Source organism: Glutamicibacter mishrai (genome assembly GCF_012221945.1).
Classification (GTDB): Bacteria; Actinomycetota; Actinomycetes; order Actinomycetales; family Micrococcaceae; genus Glutamicibacter; species Glutamicibacter mishrai.
This window is the reverse complement of the sequence record NZ_CP032549.1, coordinates 1,911,759-1,928,224: the sequence shown is the minus strand read 5'-3', so window position 1 is coordinate 1,928,224 and position 16,466 is coordinate 1,911,759. Positions and strand designations below refer to the sequence as shown.

Annotated in this window: 15 protein-coding genes; 6 read left to right on the top strand and 9 right to left on the bottom strand. The window is 63.3% G+C overall.

The genetic code is table 11. From position 1 onward, the window contains the following. Window positions 1–17: 17 nt before the first annotated feature. Window positions 18–1,664 carry a flavin monoamine oxidase family protein gene (locus tag D3791_RS09090; protein ID WP_172512947.1) on the bottom strand — a complete coding sequence of 549 codons (1,647 nt, stop codon included), beginning with the start codon at window positions 1,662–1,664 and terminating at the stop codon, window positions 18–20. A gap of 23 nt (window positions 1,665–1,687) precedes the next feature. Beyond that, complete coding sequence (locus tag D3791_RS09085) at window positions 1,688–3,169, bottom strand: amino acid permease (protein ID WP_022877015.1); 1,482 nt, start codon at window positions 3,167–3,169, stop codon at window positions 1,688–1,690. Window positions 3,170–3,283: 114 nt separating this feature from the next. On the opposite strand from D3791_RS09085, the gene D3791_RS09080 reads away from it, so the two are divergent. Further along, on the top strand, window positions 3,284–4,876 hold the full coding sequence (locus D3791_RS09080) for a PucR family transcriptional regulator (RefSeq protein ID WP_172511961.1): 1,593 nt from the start codon (window positions 3,284–3,286) through the stop codon (window positions 4,874–4,876). Between the two features lie 68 nt (window positions 4,877–4,944). Beyond that, a complete protein-coding gene (locus tag D3791_RS09075; RefSeq protein ID WP_172511960.1) occupies window positions 4,945–6,405 on the top strand; it encodes an HNH endonuclease in 1,461 nt (486 codons plus the stop codon). A 67-nt stretch (window positions 6,406–6,472) separates the two neighbouring features. Here the strand turns inward: D3791_RS09075 and D3791_RS09070 are convergent, their stop codons facing one another. Further along, the gene (locus D3791_RS09070; protein ID WP_172511959.1) at window positions 6,473–7,270 is read right to left on the bottom strand and encodes a nitrilase-related carbon-nitrogen hydrolase; all 798 of its coding nucleotides are present in this window, start codon (window positions 7,268–7,270) and stop codon (window positions 6,473–6,475) included. A gap of 157 nt (window positions 7,271–7,427) precedes the next feature. Next, the gene (locus tag D3791_RS09065) at window positions 7,428–10,259 is read right to left on the bottom strand and encodes an FAD-binding and (Fe-S)-binding domain-containing protein (RefSeq protein WP_172511958.1); all 2,832 of its coding nucleotides are present in this window, start codon (window positions 10,257–10,259) and stop codon (window positions 7,428–7,430) included. Window positions 10,260–10,387: 128 nt separating this feature from the next. Here D3791_RS09065 and D3791_RS09060 point away from each other — a divergent pair, with 128 nt between their 5' ends. Further along, window positions 10,388–11,053 carry a GntR family transcriptional regulator gene (locus tag D3791_RS09060; RefSeq protein WP_172511957.1) on the top strand — a complete coding sequence of 222 codons (666 nt, stop codon included), beginning with the start codon at window positions 10,388–10,390 and terminating at the stop codon, window positions 11,051–11,053. On the opposite strand, the gene D3791_RS09055 is transcribed toward D3791_RS09060, so the two are convergent. Beyond that, entirely contained in the window at window positions 11,024–12,427 is a 1,404-nt protein-coding gene (locus D3791_RS09055; RefSeq protein ID WP_172511956.1) for a dihydrolipoyl dehydrogenase family protein, read from the bottom strand. The two genes, D3791_RS09060 and D3791_RS09055, sit on opposite strands and share 30 nt — an antisense overlap. Further along, complete coding sequence (locus tag D3791_RS09050) at window positions 12,424–12,972, bottom strand: hypothetical protein (RefSeq protein WP_216847339.1); 549 nt, start codon at window positions 12,970–12,972, stop codon at window positions 12,424–12,426. Before D3791_RS09050 ends, D3791_RS09055 begins: the two co-directional genes overlap by 4 nt. Window positions 12,973–13,086: 114 nt before the next feature. Here D3791_RS09050 and D3791_RS09045 point away from each other — a divergent pair, with 114 nt between their 5' ends. From D3791_RS09045 to D3791_RS09035, 3 genes are all read left to right on the top strand, one after another. Beyond that, the gene (locus D3791_RS09045; protein WP_022877007.1) at window positions 13,087–13,659 is read left to right on the top strand and encodes a TetR/AcrR family transcriptional regulator; all 573 of its coding nucleotides are present in this window, start codon (window positions 13,087–13,089) and stop codon (window positions 13,657–13,659) included. A 166-nt stretch (window positions 13,660–13,825) separates the two neighbouring features. Further along, window positions 13,826–14,104, top strand: coding sequence for a metal-sensitive transcriptional regulator (locus D3791_RS09040; protein ID WP_028268889.1), 279 nt, complete (start codon window positions 13,826–13,828; stop codon window positions 14,102–14,104). A 20-nt stretch (window positions 14,105–14,124) separates the two neighbouring features. Beyond that, entirely contained in the window at window positions 14,125–14,283 is a 159-nt protein-coding gene (locus tag D3791_RS09035; RefSeq protein ID WP_022877005.1) for a hypothetical protein, read from the top strand. Between the two features lie 74 nt (window positions 14,284–14,357). Here D3791_RS09035 and D3791_RS09030 read toward each other — a convergent pair whose 3' ends face one another. The 3 genes from D3791_RS09030 to adhP form a co-directional block, all read right to left on the bottom strand. After that, window positions 14,358–14,765: a VOC family protein gene (locus D3791_RS09030; protein WP_022877004.1), complete on the bottom strand. Its 408-nt coding sequence runs from the start codon at window positions 14,763–14,765 to the stop codon at window positions 14,358–14,360. Between the two features lie 9 nt (window positions 14,766–14,774). Next, window positions 14,775–15,188 carry a DUF779 domain-containing protein gene (locus D3791_RS09025; protein ID WP_022877003.1) on the bottom strand — a complete coding sequence of 138 codons (414 nt, stop codon included), beginning with the start codon at window positions 15,186–15,188 and terminating at the stop codon, window positions 14,775–14,777. A gap of 134 nt (window positions 15,189–15,322) precedes the next feature. Next, entirely contained in the window at window positions 15,323–16,354 is a 1,032-nt protein-coding gene (gene adhP / locus D3791_RS09020; protein WP_172511954.1) for an alcohol dehydrogenase AdhP, read from the bottom strand. Window positions 16,355–16,466: the final 112 nt, after the last annotated feature.

Genomic DNA, 16,466 nt, shown 5'->3' with positions numbered 1-16,466 from the left:
TCTTCGGCAGCGTCTAGCTACAGCGCCTTGGGCCCGATCTCGGCCAGGAATGCGCCCGGGCCGGGATTGGCCTGCGCATCCGCGCCGCCCAGGTGCTGCACCACGCCCCACAGGGCATTCAAACCGGTGGTCACCGCGCCTTCGGCCCAGCCGGCGGTCCACGAAACGTCATCGCCGGCCAAGAAGATGCCGCGGTGCTCGGCAGCCATGGCCTGCTGGTCGAAGTGGGTGTAGAGGCGCTGCTGGTAGCGGTAGTGGCCGGGCAGGTTGGCCTTGAACGCGCCCATGAAGTTCGGATCGGACTCCCAGGACACGGTGATCGGCTGGCCCACGATGTGGCTGCGGATATCCACCCCCGGGTAGATCTTCTCCAGCGAATGCAGCATCAGCTCCATCCGGCGTTCAGCCGACAGGGAGAGCCACTTGAGCGCATCGTCATTCCAGGTGTAGGAGAGCAGGATGACCGCCGGCTGGTCCTCGCCGTTATCCAGCAGGTAGGTGGCGCGGCTGAGCCGGTCGGTGAGCGTCATGGACATCAGGTGCTGCCCGGTGACCGGGTCGCGGTCCTTCCAGAACGGGCGGTCGACCATCACGAAGGTCTTGGAGGACTGCATGTAGTGGCTGCGCTCGATCGCGGTCCACAGTTCCGGGGCGAACAAGTCCTCGTCGGTGTCGATCCCGGTGGACAGCAGCCAGGACTGCACGGTGGAGACCACGGCGCCGAATTCCTGGGTGCGGCCGAAGCGCTCGGTCACCTCGATGGTATTCGCGCCGTTGAACCCGGGGTTGGAAGTGCGGTAGACCTTGGCGACCGCGCCGCGCGGAGCGCCGACGTGCAGCGTGGACAGGGAAGTGCCCGCTGGCCAGTGCGCCATCTTTTCGGGCGCATGGTTCCACAGCGCCTCGGGAAGCTTGGCCGCTCCGCCGGTGATGCCGCGGTGGTAGTCGTCGGCGTCGGTGTAGACCACGCGCAGGATTTCCAGGATCGAGTTCGGGAAGTCGGTATCCCAGCCGCCCGAGCCGAAGCCCACCTGGCCGAAGGCCTCGCGGTGCTCGAAGCCGGCCTGTTTGAAGGCCTTGGAGTTGGCGATGAAGCCGTAGAAGCTCTCCTCGTCGAACTCCTCGAGCATCGAGTCCCACAGCGCCTTGATGGTGTGCGTATCGCGGTCGCGGATGGCCTGCTGCATCTGCTCGAAATGGGCGTCTTCGCGCAACGCCTGCTTCCAGGCATCGGCTACTTCCTGGTAGAAGACCGGCAGGTCGGCGGGGTCTTCCACGTAGATCTTCTGGCCCTTGAGCTCGATCACGGTGGAGTCGGTGGGCTCGGCCAGCGGGTTCGGGAAGTCGTAGGTGTCCAGCCCCAGCAGCTCGATGTAGTGGTACAGCGCCTTGCTGGAGACCGGGAAGCGCATGCCGCCCAGATCGCAGGTGATCTGCGGGGCCGCGGCGAAGCTTGCGGTGCGCAGGCGCCCGCCGATCTGATCGGCCTCGTAGACTACCGGCTTCAGGCCCAGCTTCATCAGTTCATAGGCGGTGACCAGGCCGGAAAGCCCGGCGCCGATCACGGCCACCTCGGTGCCGTAGAGCGATTCCGGCACGGAACCCAGGCCGGCGTCGTTGGCCAGGTAGTGGTCGTAGCTGAACGGGAAGTCCGGATTGAGCATGGTGATGGGGTTCAAAATGGCTCCTATTTATTGCCGAGGTGGCTGTCGATATATTCCTGCTTGCTCAGCTGCCCAAGCACCGAGCGGCGGCGGCCATAGGCCAGGTACAAGATGATGCCCACGAGCATCCAGCCGCCGAAGACCACCCAGGTGTGCCAGCTGAGCTGGCTCATCAGGAACAGGCAGGCGAGCACGCCCAGGATCGGGGTGATCGGGTAGAACGGGACCTTGAAGGTGCGTGGTGCCAGCGGCTGCTTGCGGCGCAGGTACATCACCGAGACGCCCACCAGAGCGAAGGCGAACAGGGTGCCGATGCTTGTGGCGTCGGCCAGCGCGCCCAGCGGGATGAAGCCGGCGGTGATCGCCACCAGGATGCCGGTGATCAGGGTGCCGATCACCGGGGTTCCGGTGCGCTTTGAGACCTTGCCGAAGGCGGCGGGCACCAGCCCGTCGCGGGACATGGACAGCAGGATGCGGGTCTGCCCGTAGAGCACGGTGAGCACCACCGAGGCGATGGCCAGCACGGAGGCCAGCGCAAAGACCAGCACCAGCCATGGCTGTCCGGTGATTTCGCCGACGATCTGCACCAGCGCGGCTTCGGTCCCCTCGAACCAGGTCCATTCGCGGGCGCCGATCGCGGAGACCGCCACCAGCACGTAGGTCAGGGTGACTATCAGCATCGAGAGCATGATCGCGCGCGGCAGATCGCGCTTGGGGTTCTTGGCTTCTTCGCCGGCTGTGGAGGCCGCGTCGAAACCGATGTAAGAGAAGAAGACGCTGGAGGCCGCCGCGGTCACGCCGGCAGCTCCCATCGGCAGCAATGGCTCGAAGTTCCCGGCGTTGAAGGCGCTGAAGGCGACGATCGAGAAGAAGACCAGGATGCCGGCCTTGATCACCACCACAACGGTGTTCACGATGGCCGATTCGCGCGCTCCGCGCACCAGCAGCAAGGTGGCCAGCACGACGACGATCAGCGCCGGCAGGTTCACCACTCCGCCTTCAGCCGGTCCGCCGGCCAGCGAGGCGGGCAGCTCCATATTAAAGGCGCGCAGCGTCTCATTGACGTATTCGCCTGCTCCCACCGCCACCGCGGCCACGGAGACCGCGTATTCGAGCACCAGGCACCATCCGCAGATCCAGGCGATGCCTTCGCCCATGGTCGCGTAGGAATAGGAGTAGCTGGAGCCTGCCACCGGCACCATGCCCGCCATTTCGGCGTAGGACACGGCCGAGAGCAGCGCGGTCACGCCGGCGATCACGAAGGAGATCCAGATGGCCGGGCCGGCGATCGGCACGGTCGCACCGAGGATCACCAGGATGCCGGTGCCCATGGTGGCGCCGACGCTGATCATGGTCAGCTGCCACATGCCCAGGGTGCGGCGCAGCGCACCGCCCGATGAGCTGGATTCTGAGTCGCCGATCATCTGCTGGATCGACTTGCGCCGCCGCAGCTGCGGGCCAAGGCCAGTGGCGGGTTTCTGCCTGGCGCTCGTGGTGCTGTTCATCTCGGGTCCTCGCTGCACTGTGGATTTTGCTGCACGGTGGTTTTTCTTCCGCCTTCAAGCCTAGATCTGTGACCCGGCTCTCAGAATGGAAGTTTTGAACTAAAATAGTTTCTCATGGGACATTCCGCACCACCACAATCCTCGCCCCAGCCCGTGGCTCCCGGCATCACCCTGCGCCGATTCCTGCGCCAGCTTCCTCCGGAGATCACCCTGGTCCACGATGCCGGCGACCGGCCGCTGCGCTGGGTGGAAGCCAGCGATATGGACGATCCCACCGACTACCTGCTCGACGAGGAAATGATCCTCACCAGCGGTTTCCCGTTGCTCGGCCATGACCAGGACCCCGATCAGGTCCAGCAGTTCATCGCCCGCCTCGCCCAGGCCAAGGTCAGCGCGCTGGGCTTCGGCCTCGAACCCTATTTCACCGCCATCCCGCAGACGGTGATCGATGCCTGCCTCGCCCATCAGTTGCCGCTGGTGGAAATCCCGGCCAGCGTCCCCTTCGCCGCCATCGGCATCGCCTTCGCGCAGCTGATCGAGGCGGATAACGCCGCCCAATTGCGCGGCAGCGCCGAAGCCAACCGCGCTTTGATGCGCTGCATGACCCATCCGGACCCCGAAGCCCAGCTGGTCGCGGTCCTTTCCCAACGGCTCAAGGCCAGCGTCCGGCTGCTCGGCGCCGAAGGCCAAGTCCGCCACGAGGTGTCGCTCGCTGAAACCGCCGATCTCGACGAGGACCGCAAATCCGAGCTCTTCGAGAAGGCCGCCAGCGGAGCCAGCAACCAGCAGTTCGCCATGCACCGCGAAGATTCGCTGGTTGACCTGGCCTTCCCGATCCGCGCCAGCACTACTTCCGGCGGCCGCGCGCCGCTGCTGGGCGTGCTGTCCATCGGTTTCGCCCGCACTCCCTCGGCTTTCGACCACAACCTGATCACCACGGCGCTGGGCCTGCTCGATGTCCTTGCGCGCGAACGTGCCGCCAGCTCGTCGAGCTCAACACAACTCGCCACCACCTTGCTGTTCGCCTCGCGCTCCGCCTTCGACGCCGCGACCTTCGACCTGTTCTCCGCCAGCCTTGGCGGAGCCGCCGCGAATCCGGTGCGCGTTGCGGTGGTTTCCCCGCTCGACTCCTCCGCTGCGCAGCAGCCTTCGCCGCATTTGACCCACCTCCAGGCGCTCTTTGACACCCGCCTGGTGATGCAGGCCGACGACCACTTCGTCGCCCTCACCCGCGCCGAACCCACCACCGCGATGTTCGAACGACTCGAATCCTCCGGCTACGTCGCCGGCTTCAGCACTCCGGAACCCGCCGATCGCCAGCTCGGCGAAAAGCTCGCTGATCTCCAGGCCCAAGCCACCGGCCTGCTCCCCCAGATCCGCGAAAAACGCCAGAGCCTCGACGCCCGCTCCATCCCTCGTTCATTCCTTTCCCTGCTCCCCGCCCAAGCCGGGAAGCAGCTCGCCGAACAAGCCCTCGCGCCGATCCTCGATCTCCCCGAACCCCGCCGCGACCTCTACCTTGAGGTGCTCACCGGCTGGCTGGAAGCCAATGGTTCCTGGGATCAGACTTCGAAGAACATTGACTTGCATCGCAATTCCGTGCGCCGTCACATCGCCTCCATCGGCGAGATTCTCGACAAGGACCTGAACCGCGCTGGCGTTCGCCAGGAGCTCTATCTCGCACTGAATTTCCTCGCTTCGAGCTAACCGCACCGCACCAAAACTTTTCCACATTGTTCGAAGACATATTCGAGCTTAAGAAGTATAATTAGAATATGCCCGAAGCAAAGGCGCACGGAGATGGCCTGCACCCAGCAGTGACGCAAGAGGATTTCGAAACCCACTTGCTGCAACTGCAAGATGACCTGGCGTGGATTGAAGACCACGGCAGCACAACTGAACGCCTCCAAGCCATCGCAGGCTTGGAAAGCTTGGCCTCTTCGGCTAACTACAAGCAGGCTTCGTTGTCTTATCAGGTAGAAAAAGACGTAGTCCGCGACCACGAAGAACGCGGAGTCAACCTGGACGATCAAACGCGAGGCGCAGCTTCCAGCGTTGCCATGGCACGCAGACAATCACCCAAAGGATTCCGCAATTACCTGACCAATTGCCGCGTCCTCATGGAAGACACCCCAAATTTGGCGACCGCATTCGCACACGGTGAATTTACCGAACGTCAGATCATGGCAATCCTCAATGAATTGCAGACGGTCAAGGCGCAACGTCGCACCGAATTTGATGATTTCTACGGCGAGAACCCTGACATGTTCGAGAACATGGGGCCGAAGCGCATCAAAGACACTGTCCGGAAGTTCACGCTTTCCTACAACTCTGACCAGGTATCCAAAGAGCAGAAGACAGTCGAAGAGAGCCGCTACGCCCGCATGGACATTGATACAACGAAGGGCTGCATCAAGCTCACCGCGATGTATCCGTTGCTTCCCGGCATGGGGTTGAAGAACTATCTCGACAAGGAATCCCGGAGGCTCAAGAAAAAGGGTGACGAGCGAACCCTGGATCAAATCAGGGCCGACATTCTCCACAGCTATATGATGGCCGGCGAGCCCTCAAAGATGCCCATCAACTTGCAAGTCGGAGTCATCATGACCGACCGGGCTTTGTTCCAGGGCGAACGGGAACCTGCATACCTCGAAGGCTACGGCTACATGCCCGCGCAGGACGTGCGGGCATGGATCGGCGGACATCAAATCGACAACGAGCTAACGTTCGAAGAGATGGAAGCGAAGCTCACTCCGGACCATGTCGAACAGATCGAAGTGCTCACTGAACTAGCTAGGTTCTATACGGCACCTGGAGATCAAGACCTGATAGCGATGGACTCCAAAGCCCGGATCTTCCCGGAAAACCTCAAGAAGTTCATCAGAGTTCGTGACCGGCATTGCCGCACTCCATTTTGCGACGGAATTGTCGAAGAAACAGACCACGTCAAGCAGCATGCTCGAGGTGGCAAGACCAGTGCGTACAACGGCTGCGGTCGCTGCGAAATCTGCAATAAAGCCAAGGAAGCTGCTGGCTGGTTTGAGTTGACGCTCATGAAGGGTCCGCACACCATGTTGATCAATCCGGTGTCCTCGACGTCGTATAGATCGACGGCCCCGCCAGCTACGGGTTTAGTCCACAAGCCCTTCCCTCATCTCATGAGTGACTCGCGTTGGTTCGAAGAACTCAAAGGCAAACTCGGAGGACCTGGCTTCGCGAAACCCACGGCCGCCTGACTACAACCTCAGGCCTCCTGATGCTTCCGCACGATACTTTCGCCTGCGGAAGCACCCAGGGAGATGGTTACTTATCCATTAGCCATTGCGCGTAGAGGTCCTTGCGCGCCTGTTCCAGATACGGAACTTCCGCTCTGATCCGCGGAAGTGCGTTCACGTCGATATCCGCAGCAAGAAGCTCGGAACCCGCGCCAGCCTGCGCCAGGATAGTCCCATCAGCACCGGCGATGACGCTGGTGCCTGCCAACTCGAAGCCAGCTTCCGAACCGCTGTGGTTCGCGTAGGCGATGAAAAGCTGGCTCTCCATGGCACGGGTTGGAACAAGGCGAGTGCATACCTGCTCATATCCGCGGCCCATGGCAGTTGGGACGAGCAGCAACTGGACCGAACGTCGTGAAGCTTCGCGGACAACTTCCGGGAATTCCACGTCAAAGCAGATCACCATGCCCAGCCTCAGTCCTGCATAGGCGAAGGATGCTGGCGGGTTGCTGCCTGCGGTGAATACTTCATGCTCTTCAACGCCAAAAAGCTGCACCTTCTGATAATGCGCGAGCTTCACTCCCTGATCATCAACAAAGGTCGATGTAATCAGCCAACCGGCATCGGTGATCTCCGGCAGGGAGTAAACCAAGGCAATCGAATGCTTGGCTGCAATTTGCGACAATCGCTGGTGAGCACCCGGCAGCAGGGAAATATCCAGGGAATCGCGCAGGACGTAGGGCGCGTAGCCGACGGTGAAGAGCTCGGATGTGAGCAGGATTTTGGCACCATCGGCGGCAGCACGTTGCGCAGCATGATCAATGGCGTCGAGATTGCGCTCAAGCCCCAAGACCTCAGCTTCGTCCTGCATTACAGCGATGCGCATTTGACTCCCTCCGAGCACCATTGATGACTAGGTTTAACCCTATTAGGAACGGCACTTCGCGCGTCTAGGGTATTTGGCACCGAACCAAGGTAGATAAGTGCTTTTCGCACCAACGGCTAAGCCACCCGGATGGATCATCCAGGTGGCTTCGCAGGAACTACTTCGTGGCGGCTTCAGCAAGGAGTTCGACCACGTGGCGGTACTCTTTTCCGGTCGCCCGAGACATCCCAAGTTCACAGGTGCGGTTGCACGAAGCATGAGCCTGGGCATCAAGCGCCCGGACCTCCGCGGCCTCCCGGGCGGTGGCCGAATCCGTCAGTTCCGGATGGAGCATGCCGCGATCCCCCGCGAAGGCACAGCAACCCCAATTCACCGGGGTGTTCACGGTCTGCGCCACGGCCTGCGCGATCCTCTGCAGGTCAGGATTCAGGCCCATCTGGGTCGACGAACAGGTCGGGTGCAGAGTGAGCGAGGAGATCTTGTCGATCTCAGGCAGCTTATCCAGCAGGTTCCGGGTGGTGAAGGCCAGGAGATCGATGACTTCGTAGCCCTGTTCTTCGAGGGTGTGGGCAAAGCCTTCGGTGCAGCTGGATGCATCCGAGATCACCGGCAAGTTCTTGCCCGGCATGGCTGAACGCACTTCATCGAGGACCCTCTGCGCCATCACTTCATGCCCGTCGGCGTAGCCCTTGGAGGTCCATGGCGTACCGCAACACGTAGATTCGATACCCTGCGGAACGAAGACCGAAACCCCGGCGGCGTGCAGCAACTTGGTGAAGGCCGACGCTACTCCTTCGCCCTCGCCGGCAGGGCCGAACATCGAATTCACGCAGGCTGGCAAGTAGATAGCCAGCGGTTCGGTGCCTTCAGCACCCAGGTTGCCAGCCAGCGGCTTGCGCGCGGCACCGCCGGCTGGAAGATCGGCATCGTAGCGCGGCATGACGTCGGTGCTCACGACTTTGCGTGCGACATCGGTGACGCCGCGAACCAGCGGAGCGGGGAACTTGTCGGCCACGCTCAGCGCCATCGAACCAACCCGGGTGGCCGGGCCCCAGCCCTTGGCGGCGGCCTTGAATCCGGCAGCGAGCACCGGGTGCGCATCTTCGCGGCGCAGGCGCTTGACCATCAGTCCGGTGTTGATGCCGACCGGGCAGGCTGTGACGCACATGCCGTCCACCGCGCAGGTCTGCACGCCGTTGTATTCGTAGTCGCGCTCCAGCTCAGCGGCCAGCTCGGTGTTTCCTTCGGCCTCGGCCTTGGCGATGGCGCGGCGCACCACGATGCGCTGGCGCGGGGTGAGGGTCAGGTCCTTGGAGGGGCAGACCGGCTCGCAGTATCCGCATTCCACACAGCGGTCGGCCTCGACCTCGATGGTTTCGTTGAGCTTGATGTTGCGGATGTGCGCGGCGTGGTCTTCGTCGATGATTACGCCCGGGTTCATCATCAGCCGCGGGTCGCAGGCGGCCTTGAGTTCAAGATGCACCTCGTAGAGTTCGTCGCCATACTGCGCGCGGACAAATGGCGCCATGGCGCGGCCGGTTCCGTGTTCGGCCTTGAGGTTTCCGTCCTTGGCGAGGATCAGAGCGACCATTTGGTCATTGAAGGCGTTGTAGCGGTTCAGCGCCGCCTCGCCCTCGAAGCGGTCGGTGAGCATGAAGTGGATGTTGCCGTCCTTGGCGTGTCCGAAGATCACCGAATCCTCGTAGCCGTACTCGGTGAACAGCTCTTGCAGGCTGCCGCAGGTTTCGGCCAGCGACTGAACCGGGACGACGACGTCTTCGAGCAGGGCGGTGGTGCCGGAAACGCGGGCGCCGGCCACCGAGGCGTAGAGGCCCTTGCGGAATTTCCAGGCGGCCTGGCGGTTTTTGGCATCCTGGGAGAGCAGCGCCGGAGCACGCAGCGCGGCTGAATCCAGTAGGCGCTGGCCGGCATTCTGCAGCCCGGCAAGTTCTTCGGCGGTATCCGCGTGGTATTCAACAAGCAGCGCGGCCTGCTGGTCGACCTCGAAACCCATAATCGCTTCGGGGACGCCGGGCAGTTCCTGCCCCACGCGCAGCGAGGTGGAGTCCATCAGTTCCAAGGTGGCCGCCCCGGAATCCAGGAGTTCGGGCAGGGCGCGGGTGGCCAGATCGAGGTTGTCGAAAACGGCTAGTGTGGCGATGGCCAGCTTGCGGATCGGCACGGTGCGGAACACCGCTTCGGCGACAAAGGCCAAGGTGCCTTCTGAGCCGATGATCAGGTGGGCCATGAGCTCGGCCGGGGTGTCGAAGTCGAGGAAGGCGTTGATGCCGTAGCCCATGGTGTTTTTCAGGGCGAAGTGCTTCTGGATCTTGGCGACCGATGCGGGGTTGTTGCGCACGCGCTTGAGCAGGCGATCCAGGGTGGCGACCAGCTGGGGTTCGGCGGCGGCCAGTTGGCGGTCGGCGTCGGGATCGGCGGTGTTGATCATGGTGCCAGAGGGCAGCACGAAGGTCATCGATTCCAGGGTGCGGTAGGTGTTGAACTCGGTGCCGCAGGCCATGCCCGAGGAATTGTTGGCGATCACTCCGCCGATGGTGCAGGCAGCTTCGCTGGCCGGGTCCGGGCCGAGCTTGGTGCCGTAGACGGCCAGGCGCGCGTTGACCTGGCGAACGGTGGCGCCGGGCTCTACGCGCACGCGCGCCCCGTTATCAAGGACCTGGATGTCGCGGAAATTGCGGCGCACGTCGATCATCAGCCCATCGCCGCTGGCTTGGCCAGCCAGCGAGGTGCCGCCGGAGCGCAGGGTGACCGGCTGGTTGTTGCTGGCCGCGGCGTGCAGCAGGGCGGAGACTTCGGCGGCATCCTTGGCGAGGATCACCGCCTGCGGGGTGTACAGGTAGTGCGAGGCATCCGAGGCGTAGGCGACGCGGTCGATGGAACGGGTCTTGACGCGGCCCGGTTCGCCAACGAGGTCGAGGATGCTGGGTGAAACCGTTGGTTCGCCGAGTGCTGGCGTGCTCAATGCCATGGTGCGCTCCTGTGTCGCGGGCAGGTGGTTACTGCCCAAAAGGAAAATTGTCTAACAAGTACACAACCAATAGTAGTACGATTCATGGGATACTTGTGAGGTTATTTTCTTAGCCCGAAAGGAAACACGTGGCAGCCCGATTAGGAGTGGTTTCGGTGGTGCAGGCCGTGATCGCCTCGCTGCGCACCCGCATCTTCAGCGGTGAGCTGGCTCCCGGCACCCCCTTGGGCGAAGTCGATGTGGCCACCCATTATGAGGTGGCCCGCCCCACCGCCAAGGCCGCGCTGGAAAACCTCGTGGCCAGCGGCCTGCTCACCCGCAGCGCCCATCAAAGCGCCCGGGTCACGCGGCTGACCTCGGCCGATGCCCGCGACATCTACCGCACCCGTGCCATCATCGAGGCCGAAGCTGTGCGCCTGCTCGCCGGCACCGGGCAGGTCCCCGACGCCGCGCGGGAAGCCAACGCGGAAATCACCGCCTTGAGCGAGGCCTCGCCGATCCAGATCGTCGATCCCGACGTCCGCTTCCACAGCGCGCTGGTCCAAGCTCTGGAATCCGAGCGCACCAGCGCGATCTACAGCCAGCTCAGCGACGAAATCCGCCTGTGCATGACCCAGGTCCAGGACGCGACGCTGCTGAACACCGCCGATATCGCCAACGAACATGCCCGGCTGCTGGATAAGATCGCCGCCGGAGACCAGCAGGGCGCCGCCGAGCTGTTGGCCCGGCACCTGGAGAATGCCAGCAGCCGGCTGGCCGTGCACCTAGACAGCCTGGCGGCAGGCCTCCAGTAGGCGCAGCCAGATTTCGCTCATCGTCGGATAGGCCGGCACCGCATGCCACAGCCGATCCAGCGAAACTGAGCCGACGATCGCGATGGTCGCCGCGTGCAGCAGCTCGGCCACGTCCTGGCCGACAAAGGTGGCGCCGAGGATCACCTGTTGGTCCTGGTCGATCACCAGCTGGGCGCGCCCGGTGTAGCCATCGGCGTGAAGGCTCGCCCCGGCCACGTTGCCCAGGTCGTAAGCCACGGTGCGCACCGGGAAGCCGGCCTCGCGCGCCTGGGCTTCGGTCAGCCCCACGGCGGCCACCTCGGGGTCGGTGAAGATCACCCGCGGCACGGCGTGGTGGTCGGCGGTGGCCGCATGCTGGCCCCAGGGCCCGGTTTCCAGCGGGGCTCCATTGAGCCGAGCGGCGATCGCTTCCCCGGCAATGCGCGCCTGGTATTTGCCCTGATGGGTCAGCAGCGCCCGGCCATTCACATCTCCGGCGGCGTATAGCCAGTCGGTTCCCGCCACCAGCATGGTGTCATCCACGCTGAGCTTGGCATCCAGGCCAAGTGCTTCCAGCCCCAGATCAAGGGTGGCCGGGGTGCGCCCGGCGGCCACTACCAGTTCGCTGGCCTGCATCGTTGACCCGTCATCGAGCGACAAGCTGACAGTTCCATCCTGGGCGCGGTGCACTTCGGTGGGCTTGGCCCCGAGGCGAACTTCCACCCCGGCTTCCTTCAGGCCGGCAGCCACATGGTCGGCGACAAATGGCTCCTCGCGGCCCAGCAGCGCCGAACGCGAGATCAGCGTGACGCTCGATCCGAGGCTGGCGAAGGCCAGGGCCATTTCGGTGCCCGCCACCCCGCCGCCGAGCACGATCAGCGAGTCCGGAACCTGCTGCGCGGAGGTGATTTCGCGCGTGCCCCAGGGCCGGGCTTCGGCCAGGCCCTTGATATCCGGCAGCGTGGGGATCGATCCGGTGGCCAACGCTACGGCGCGGGCGGTGTAGAACTGATCGCCCACCTGCACCTTGCCCGGTCCGGCCAGCTGGCCGCGACCGCGGATCAGGTCGATCCCGGCCGAATCCAGCCACTTCACTTGCCCGTCGTCCTTCCAGCCGCTGGTGAATTGTGTGCGGCGCGCCAGCACGGCGTTGGCATCGAGCTTTCCGGTGATCGCCTGGCTTGCGCCGGGCAGCCGCTGGGCCGCACGCAATGCGTGGCCGCTGCGCAGCAGAGCTTTGGAGGGCATGCAGGCCCAGTAGGAGCATTCACCGCCGACCAGCTCGGATTCGATGATGGCCACGCTCAGCGACTGCCGGGCGGCGTAGTCCGCGACATTTTCGCCGACGGGGCCGGCTCCGATGACGATCAGATCGTAGTCATATTGCTCGCTCATGCGTTGGCCTTTCGAAGTTTGATGCCCAGGCGGATGGCGGAGATCAGGAAGAAGATGGCACCGAGCAGCGCGTAGCCGGCAGGCCCGGTCATCATCGCCTTGCCCTGGATCCCCTGGAGCAGGAAACCGGATCCGGCGAAGACGGAGATGCCTCCGGAGAGCATTTGCGCGATCTGCCCTCCGGCCTTGCGGTTGCGGATTGCGGTGATCAATTGCGGGATGCCGGCGACGATCGCCCAGATGCCCCAGACGGCGAGCGCTGCCGGCAGGGCGATGGAGGAGCTGATGCCCAAAGCGATGGCAACAAGGACGCTGACCGCGACCGAGATCCATTCGCTGGTTTTCGATCGGCCGGCCTCGGGATCCGCGCGCAGCTGCCAGAGCACCGCGCCGGCATCGAAGGCCGGGTAGATGACCAGCAGCACGGTGAGCAGTGCGGTGGGTTCAGCCGCCTTGGCGGCGATAACGAACATGACACCCACCCAGACTATGGCGAAGGCGAAGCGGATGAAATAGAGGTCGCGAAGTTTGTGGGAGTAGCTCATGGCCATCTTTCGGTGAGTGGGAAGCGGAACAAGTAGAGTTACTAGTTCGTCTACATCGTTAAGGTAGACTACTTCGTATACCAATGCAAGCGCTTCAGGATCCGAAAGGTCGCCATGCCAGCCAAAACCACGGCCACACCCACTCGCCAGAGGATCCTGGATGCCACCAACCAGCTGTTCTACGCACAGGGCATCCGGGCCACCAGCGCCGATAGGATCATCGAAGAAGTGGGCATCACCAAGGTCACCTTCTACCGCCACTTCCGCAGCAAGAACGACCTCGTTGTCGCCTACCTGCAAGCCCAGGCCGAGCAGGAAAGCAGCTGGTTCTCCTCCTTGCGCGATCCCAAGGATCCGGCGCGATCCCTGGATGCCATCGCCGCCGGCATCGGGGCCGCCAGCTGCAGCCCGGGGTTCCGCGGCTGCGCCTTCATCAATGCGGCCGCCGAATATTCCGAAGCCGGCGATCCGGTACGCGAAGTGATCGACGCGCATCGGGCGTGGATGCTCGGCGAATTCGCGTCCATCGCCTCGGACGCCGGGGCCCAGGAACCGCAGGCGGTGGCCCGCCAGTTCATGATGTTGCGCGATGGCGCCATGGTCAACGGCTATCTCGGTGAACCACAGGAGCTCGCCGGCGCGCTGAAGCGCGGATTCGATGCGGTGCTGGCAGCTACCATCGGCTGAGCTGGCGCGGTTCTACGGCAATCAGGCACCTTAGCCTTTTCGCTGCCCAGGGATGCCCCGCCCGTATTTTTGACATACCCCCGGGGGTATATTCTATGTTGGATTCATGGCAGCGCCAATCCCCTGGTCCTCGATGCATGCCGCAGCAGCAAAAAAGGAGTAATTGATGCGCACCGCTGACGAAGCAACCCGAAAGCGAATCCTCAACCGCCTCAAGCGCGCCCGTGGCCAGCTTGATGCAGTGATCAACGCAGTGGAAACCGATGGGTCTTGCAAGGAAGTGGTCACACAGCTCGCGGCGGTATCCACTGCATTGGACCGCGCCGGATTCGCAATTGTCTCGACTGCGATGCAGCACTGCATCGCAGACCCGCAGAAGGCCGCCGAAGAAGAAGACGGCCTGAGCATCGAGGAACTCGAAAAGCTATTCCTTTCCCTTTCCTGACAAACCAACAAGGAGAAAACATGTGTCGCCAGGTTCAGTGCAAAATCTGCCAGAAAACCACCTGGGCTGGCTGCGGCCAGCACGTTGATTCCGTCATGCGTGGCGTACCGGGCAAGGATCGCTGCCCAGGCCATGACGCCGAGCCAAAGAAGGGGTTCTTCGCGCGCATCTTCGGCTAATCCGCAGAAATCGAACAACTATGGCTGGAAAAACGCTTGATTTCTCGCCCGTGGCACGGAATCAAGCGTTTTTCCTATTCCGTCTTCTCAGGTTCATAGCCGATCAGCCAGTGCACCCCATAGCGGTCGCGCACCTGCCCATCAACAGCACCCCAGGGCTTATCGGAGAGCGGGTCGATCACTTCGCCGCCGGCACTGAGCTTGTCGAACCACTGGTGCAGCACCTCTGGCTGCGCGGTGCCCAGCAGCGAAAGCATCATTCCCTCGACGCGCAACGGGCGGTCCATGGCGGAGGCATCCGCCCCGCCGAGGCACACCTGCCCGGTCAGCTCGCCGTGGGCGATGCCCTGCGGGTCCCCGTCGGTGCGGTTGAACTCCTCAAGAGTGTACAGGGCGAGTTCGCCGCCGAAAATCTGCTGGTAGAAGTCCAGCGCTTCGCGCGCCGTGCCCGGGAAGTGGATATAAACCTTGGGACCTAGCATGAAGCTCTCCTAGCTGGCCGGGAATTCGATGATCTGGCTGCGGATCAAGAAGCGCTTGCCCTCCGGGGCTTCCACCGAGAAGCCGGAACCGCGGCCGGTGACCACGTCAACGGTCAGCTTGGTGTGCTTCCAGTATTCGAACTGCTCCTTGGACATCCAGAAGTCGATCTCGCCCAGGACACCCCCGGCACCGTCATCCAGCGGCAGCACGCCGAGCAGGATATCCGAGCCGCCCGTGCGGAATTCCCCGGCCGGATAGCACATGGGCGAGGAACCATCGCAGCAGCCCCCGGATTGATGGAACATCAGCGGCCCGTGGATCCCCCAGAGCTTGCGCAACAGCTCCAAGGCCTCGGGGGTGAAGGCCACCCGGGAGAATTCCTCCCCGGCAATAGCGGCCCTGGTTTCGGTCACGGTGCTCATGGTTCACTCCTGCGTGAAGTTGTTGTTGCCAGTGTCCTCCATAAACGCTGTGCAGTCCATGGTGTTGGCGAAGCAGAAACCCCGGACCTGCCTGGCTGGTTGCCGCAGCAGGCAGGCCCGGGGTTCCAGGCTGGCTATTTCTTGCCGGTGTAGTCGATCACCACGCGGCCATCGATCTTGGCATGGCGCATTTCGTCGAAGACGGCATTGATGTCTTCGAGCGGACGGGTGTGGAAGGTCGGCTTGATCTTGCCCGCGGCATAGAAGTCCAGTGCCTCGATCATGTCCTGCCGGGTGCCCACGATGGAGCCGCGGATGGTCAGGCCCTTGAGCACGATGTCGAAGATCGGGGCCGGGAAATCGCCGGCCGGCAGCCCGTTGAACACGATGGTTCCGCCGCGGCGGGTCATGCCGATCGCCTGCCCGAAGGCCTTAGGGTGCACTGCGGTGACCAGTACGCCGTGGGTGCCGCCGATCTTTTCCTGGATCACCTCGGCCGGATCCTGCGCAAAGGCATTGACAGTGATCTCCGCACCGTGCTTGGAGGCCAGATCGAGCTTGTCATCGGCCACGTCGATGGCGATCACGCGCATTCCCATGGCCACCGCATACTGCACCGCAATATGCCCCAGGCCTCCGATGCCAGAGATCGCGACCCACTGGCCGGGGCGCACCTCGGTCATCTTCAGCCCCTTGTACACCGTCACCCCGGCGCACAGCACCGGAGCAATTTCGTGGGGGTCGGCCCCGTCCGGGATCCGGGCCGCAAAGCGGGCGTCGACCAGCATGTACTGCCCGAAGGAGCCGTCCACCGAATAGCCGCCATTGGACTGCTCTTCGCACAGCGTCTCCCATCCGGTGCGGCAATACTGGCAGTGCCCGCACGCGCTGGCGAGCCACGCATTGCCAATCAGGTCGCCCACGGAGACTTCCGTGACGCCTTCGCCGAGCTTTTCGACGTTGCCCACCCCTTCATGCCCGGGGATCAGCGGAAGCTTTGGCTTGACCGGCCAGTCGCCTTCGGCGGCGTGCAGGTCGGTGTGGCACACCCCGGAGGCGATCAGCTTGACCAGCACCTGGCCGGGGCCGGGCTGCGGAATGGCGGCATCCTCGATGTCCAGTTCATCGCCGAAGCCTTTGACTATTGCAGCTTTCATCGTGCTCATGTACTTTGTCCTTTGCATGGGCTTCGAAGGTGCGGGGCATGGGGGTGCTTCCGGGAATTGAGTCCAATCGCGTCCCGGACGCCGCTACCCCTGACCCCGCGCCTTCGAGGTC

What these genes read in the sequence shown, in the direction of transcription:
- adhP (WP_172511954.1), bottom strand. Translation starts at nt 16,354, where the DNA reads ATGAGCACGATGAAAGCTGCAATAGTCAAAGGCTTCGGCGATGAACTG.
- D3791_RS09075 (WP_172511960.1), top strand. Translation starts at nt 4,945, where the DNA reads ATGCCCGAAGCAAAGGCGCACGGAGATGGCCTGCACCCAGCAGTGACG.
- D3791_RS09065 (WP_172511958.1), bottom strand. Translation starts at nt 10,259, where the DNA reads ATGGCATTGAGCACGCCAGCACTCGGCGAACCAACGGTTTCACCCAGC.
- D3791_RS09030 (WP_022877004.1), bottom strand. Translation starts at nt 14,765, where the DNA reads ATGCTAGGTCCCAAGGTTTATATCCACTTCCCGGGCACGGCGCGCGAA.
- D3791_RS09040 (WP_028268889.1), top strand. Translation starts at nt 13,826, where the DNA reads ATGCGCACCGCTGACGAAGCAACCCGAAAGCGAATCCTCAACCGCCTC.
- D3791_RS09090 (WP_172512947.1), bottom strand. Translation starts at nt 1,664, where the DNA reads ATGCTCAATCCGGACTTCCCGTTCAGCTACGACCACTACCTGGCCAAC.
- D3791_RS09085 (WP_022877015.1), bottom strand. Translation starts at nt 3,169, where the DNA reads ATGAACAGCACCACGAGCGCCAGGCAGAAACCCGCCACTGGCCTTGGC.
- D3791_RS09080 (WP_172511961.1), top strand. Translation starts at nt 3,284, where the DNA reads ATGGGACATTCCGCACCACCACAATCCTCGCCCCAGCCCGTGGCTCCC.
- D3791_RS09025 (WP_022877003.1), bottom strand. Translation starts at nt 15,188, where the DNA reads ATGAGCACCGTGACCGAAACCAGGGCCGCTATTGCCGGGGAGGAATTC.
- D3791_RS09045 (WP_022877007.1), top strand. Translation starts at nt 13,087, where the DNA reads ATGCCAGCCAAAACCACGGCCACACCCACTCGCCAGAGGATCCTGGAT.
- D3791_RS09035 (WP_022877005.1), top strand. Translation starts at nt 14,125, where the DNA reads ATGTGTCGCCAGGTTCAGTGCAAAATCTGCCAGAAAACCACCTGGGCT.
- D3791_RS09055 (WP_172511956.1), bottom strand. Translation starts at nt 12,427, where the DNA reads ATGAGCGAGCAATATGACTACGATCTGATCGTCATCGGAGCCGGCCCC.
- D3791_RS09050 (WP_216847339.1), bottom strand. Translation starts at nt 12,972, where the DNA reads ATGAGCTACTCCCACAAACTTCGCGACCTCTATTTCATCCGCTTCGCC.
- D3791_RS09070 (WP_172511959.1), bottom strand. Translation starts at nt 7,270, where the DNA reads ATGCGCATCGCTGTAATGCAGGACGAAGCTGAGGTCTTGGGGCTTGAG.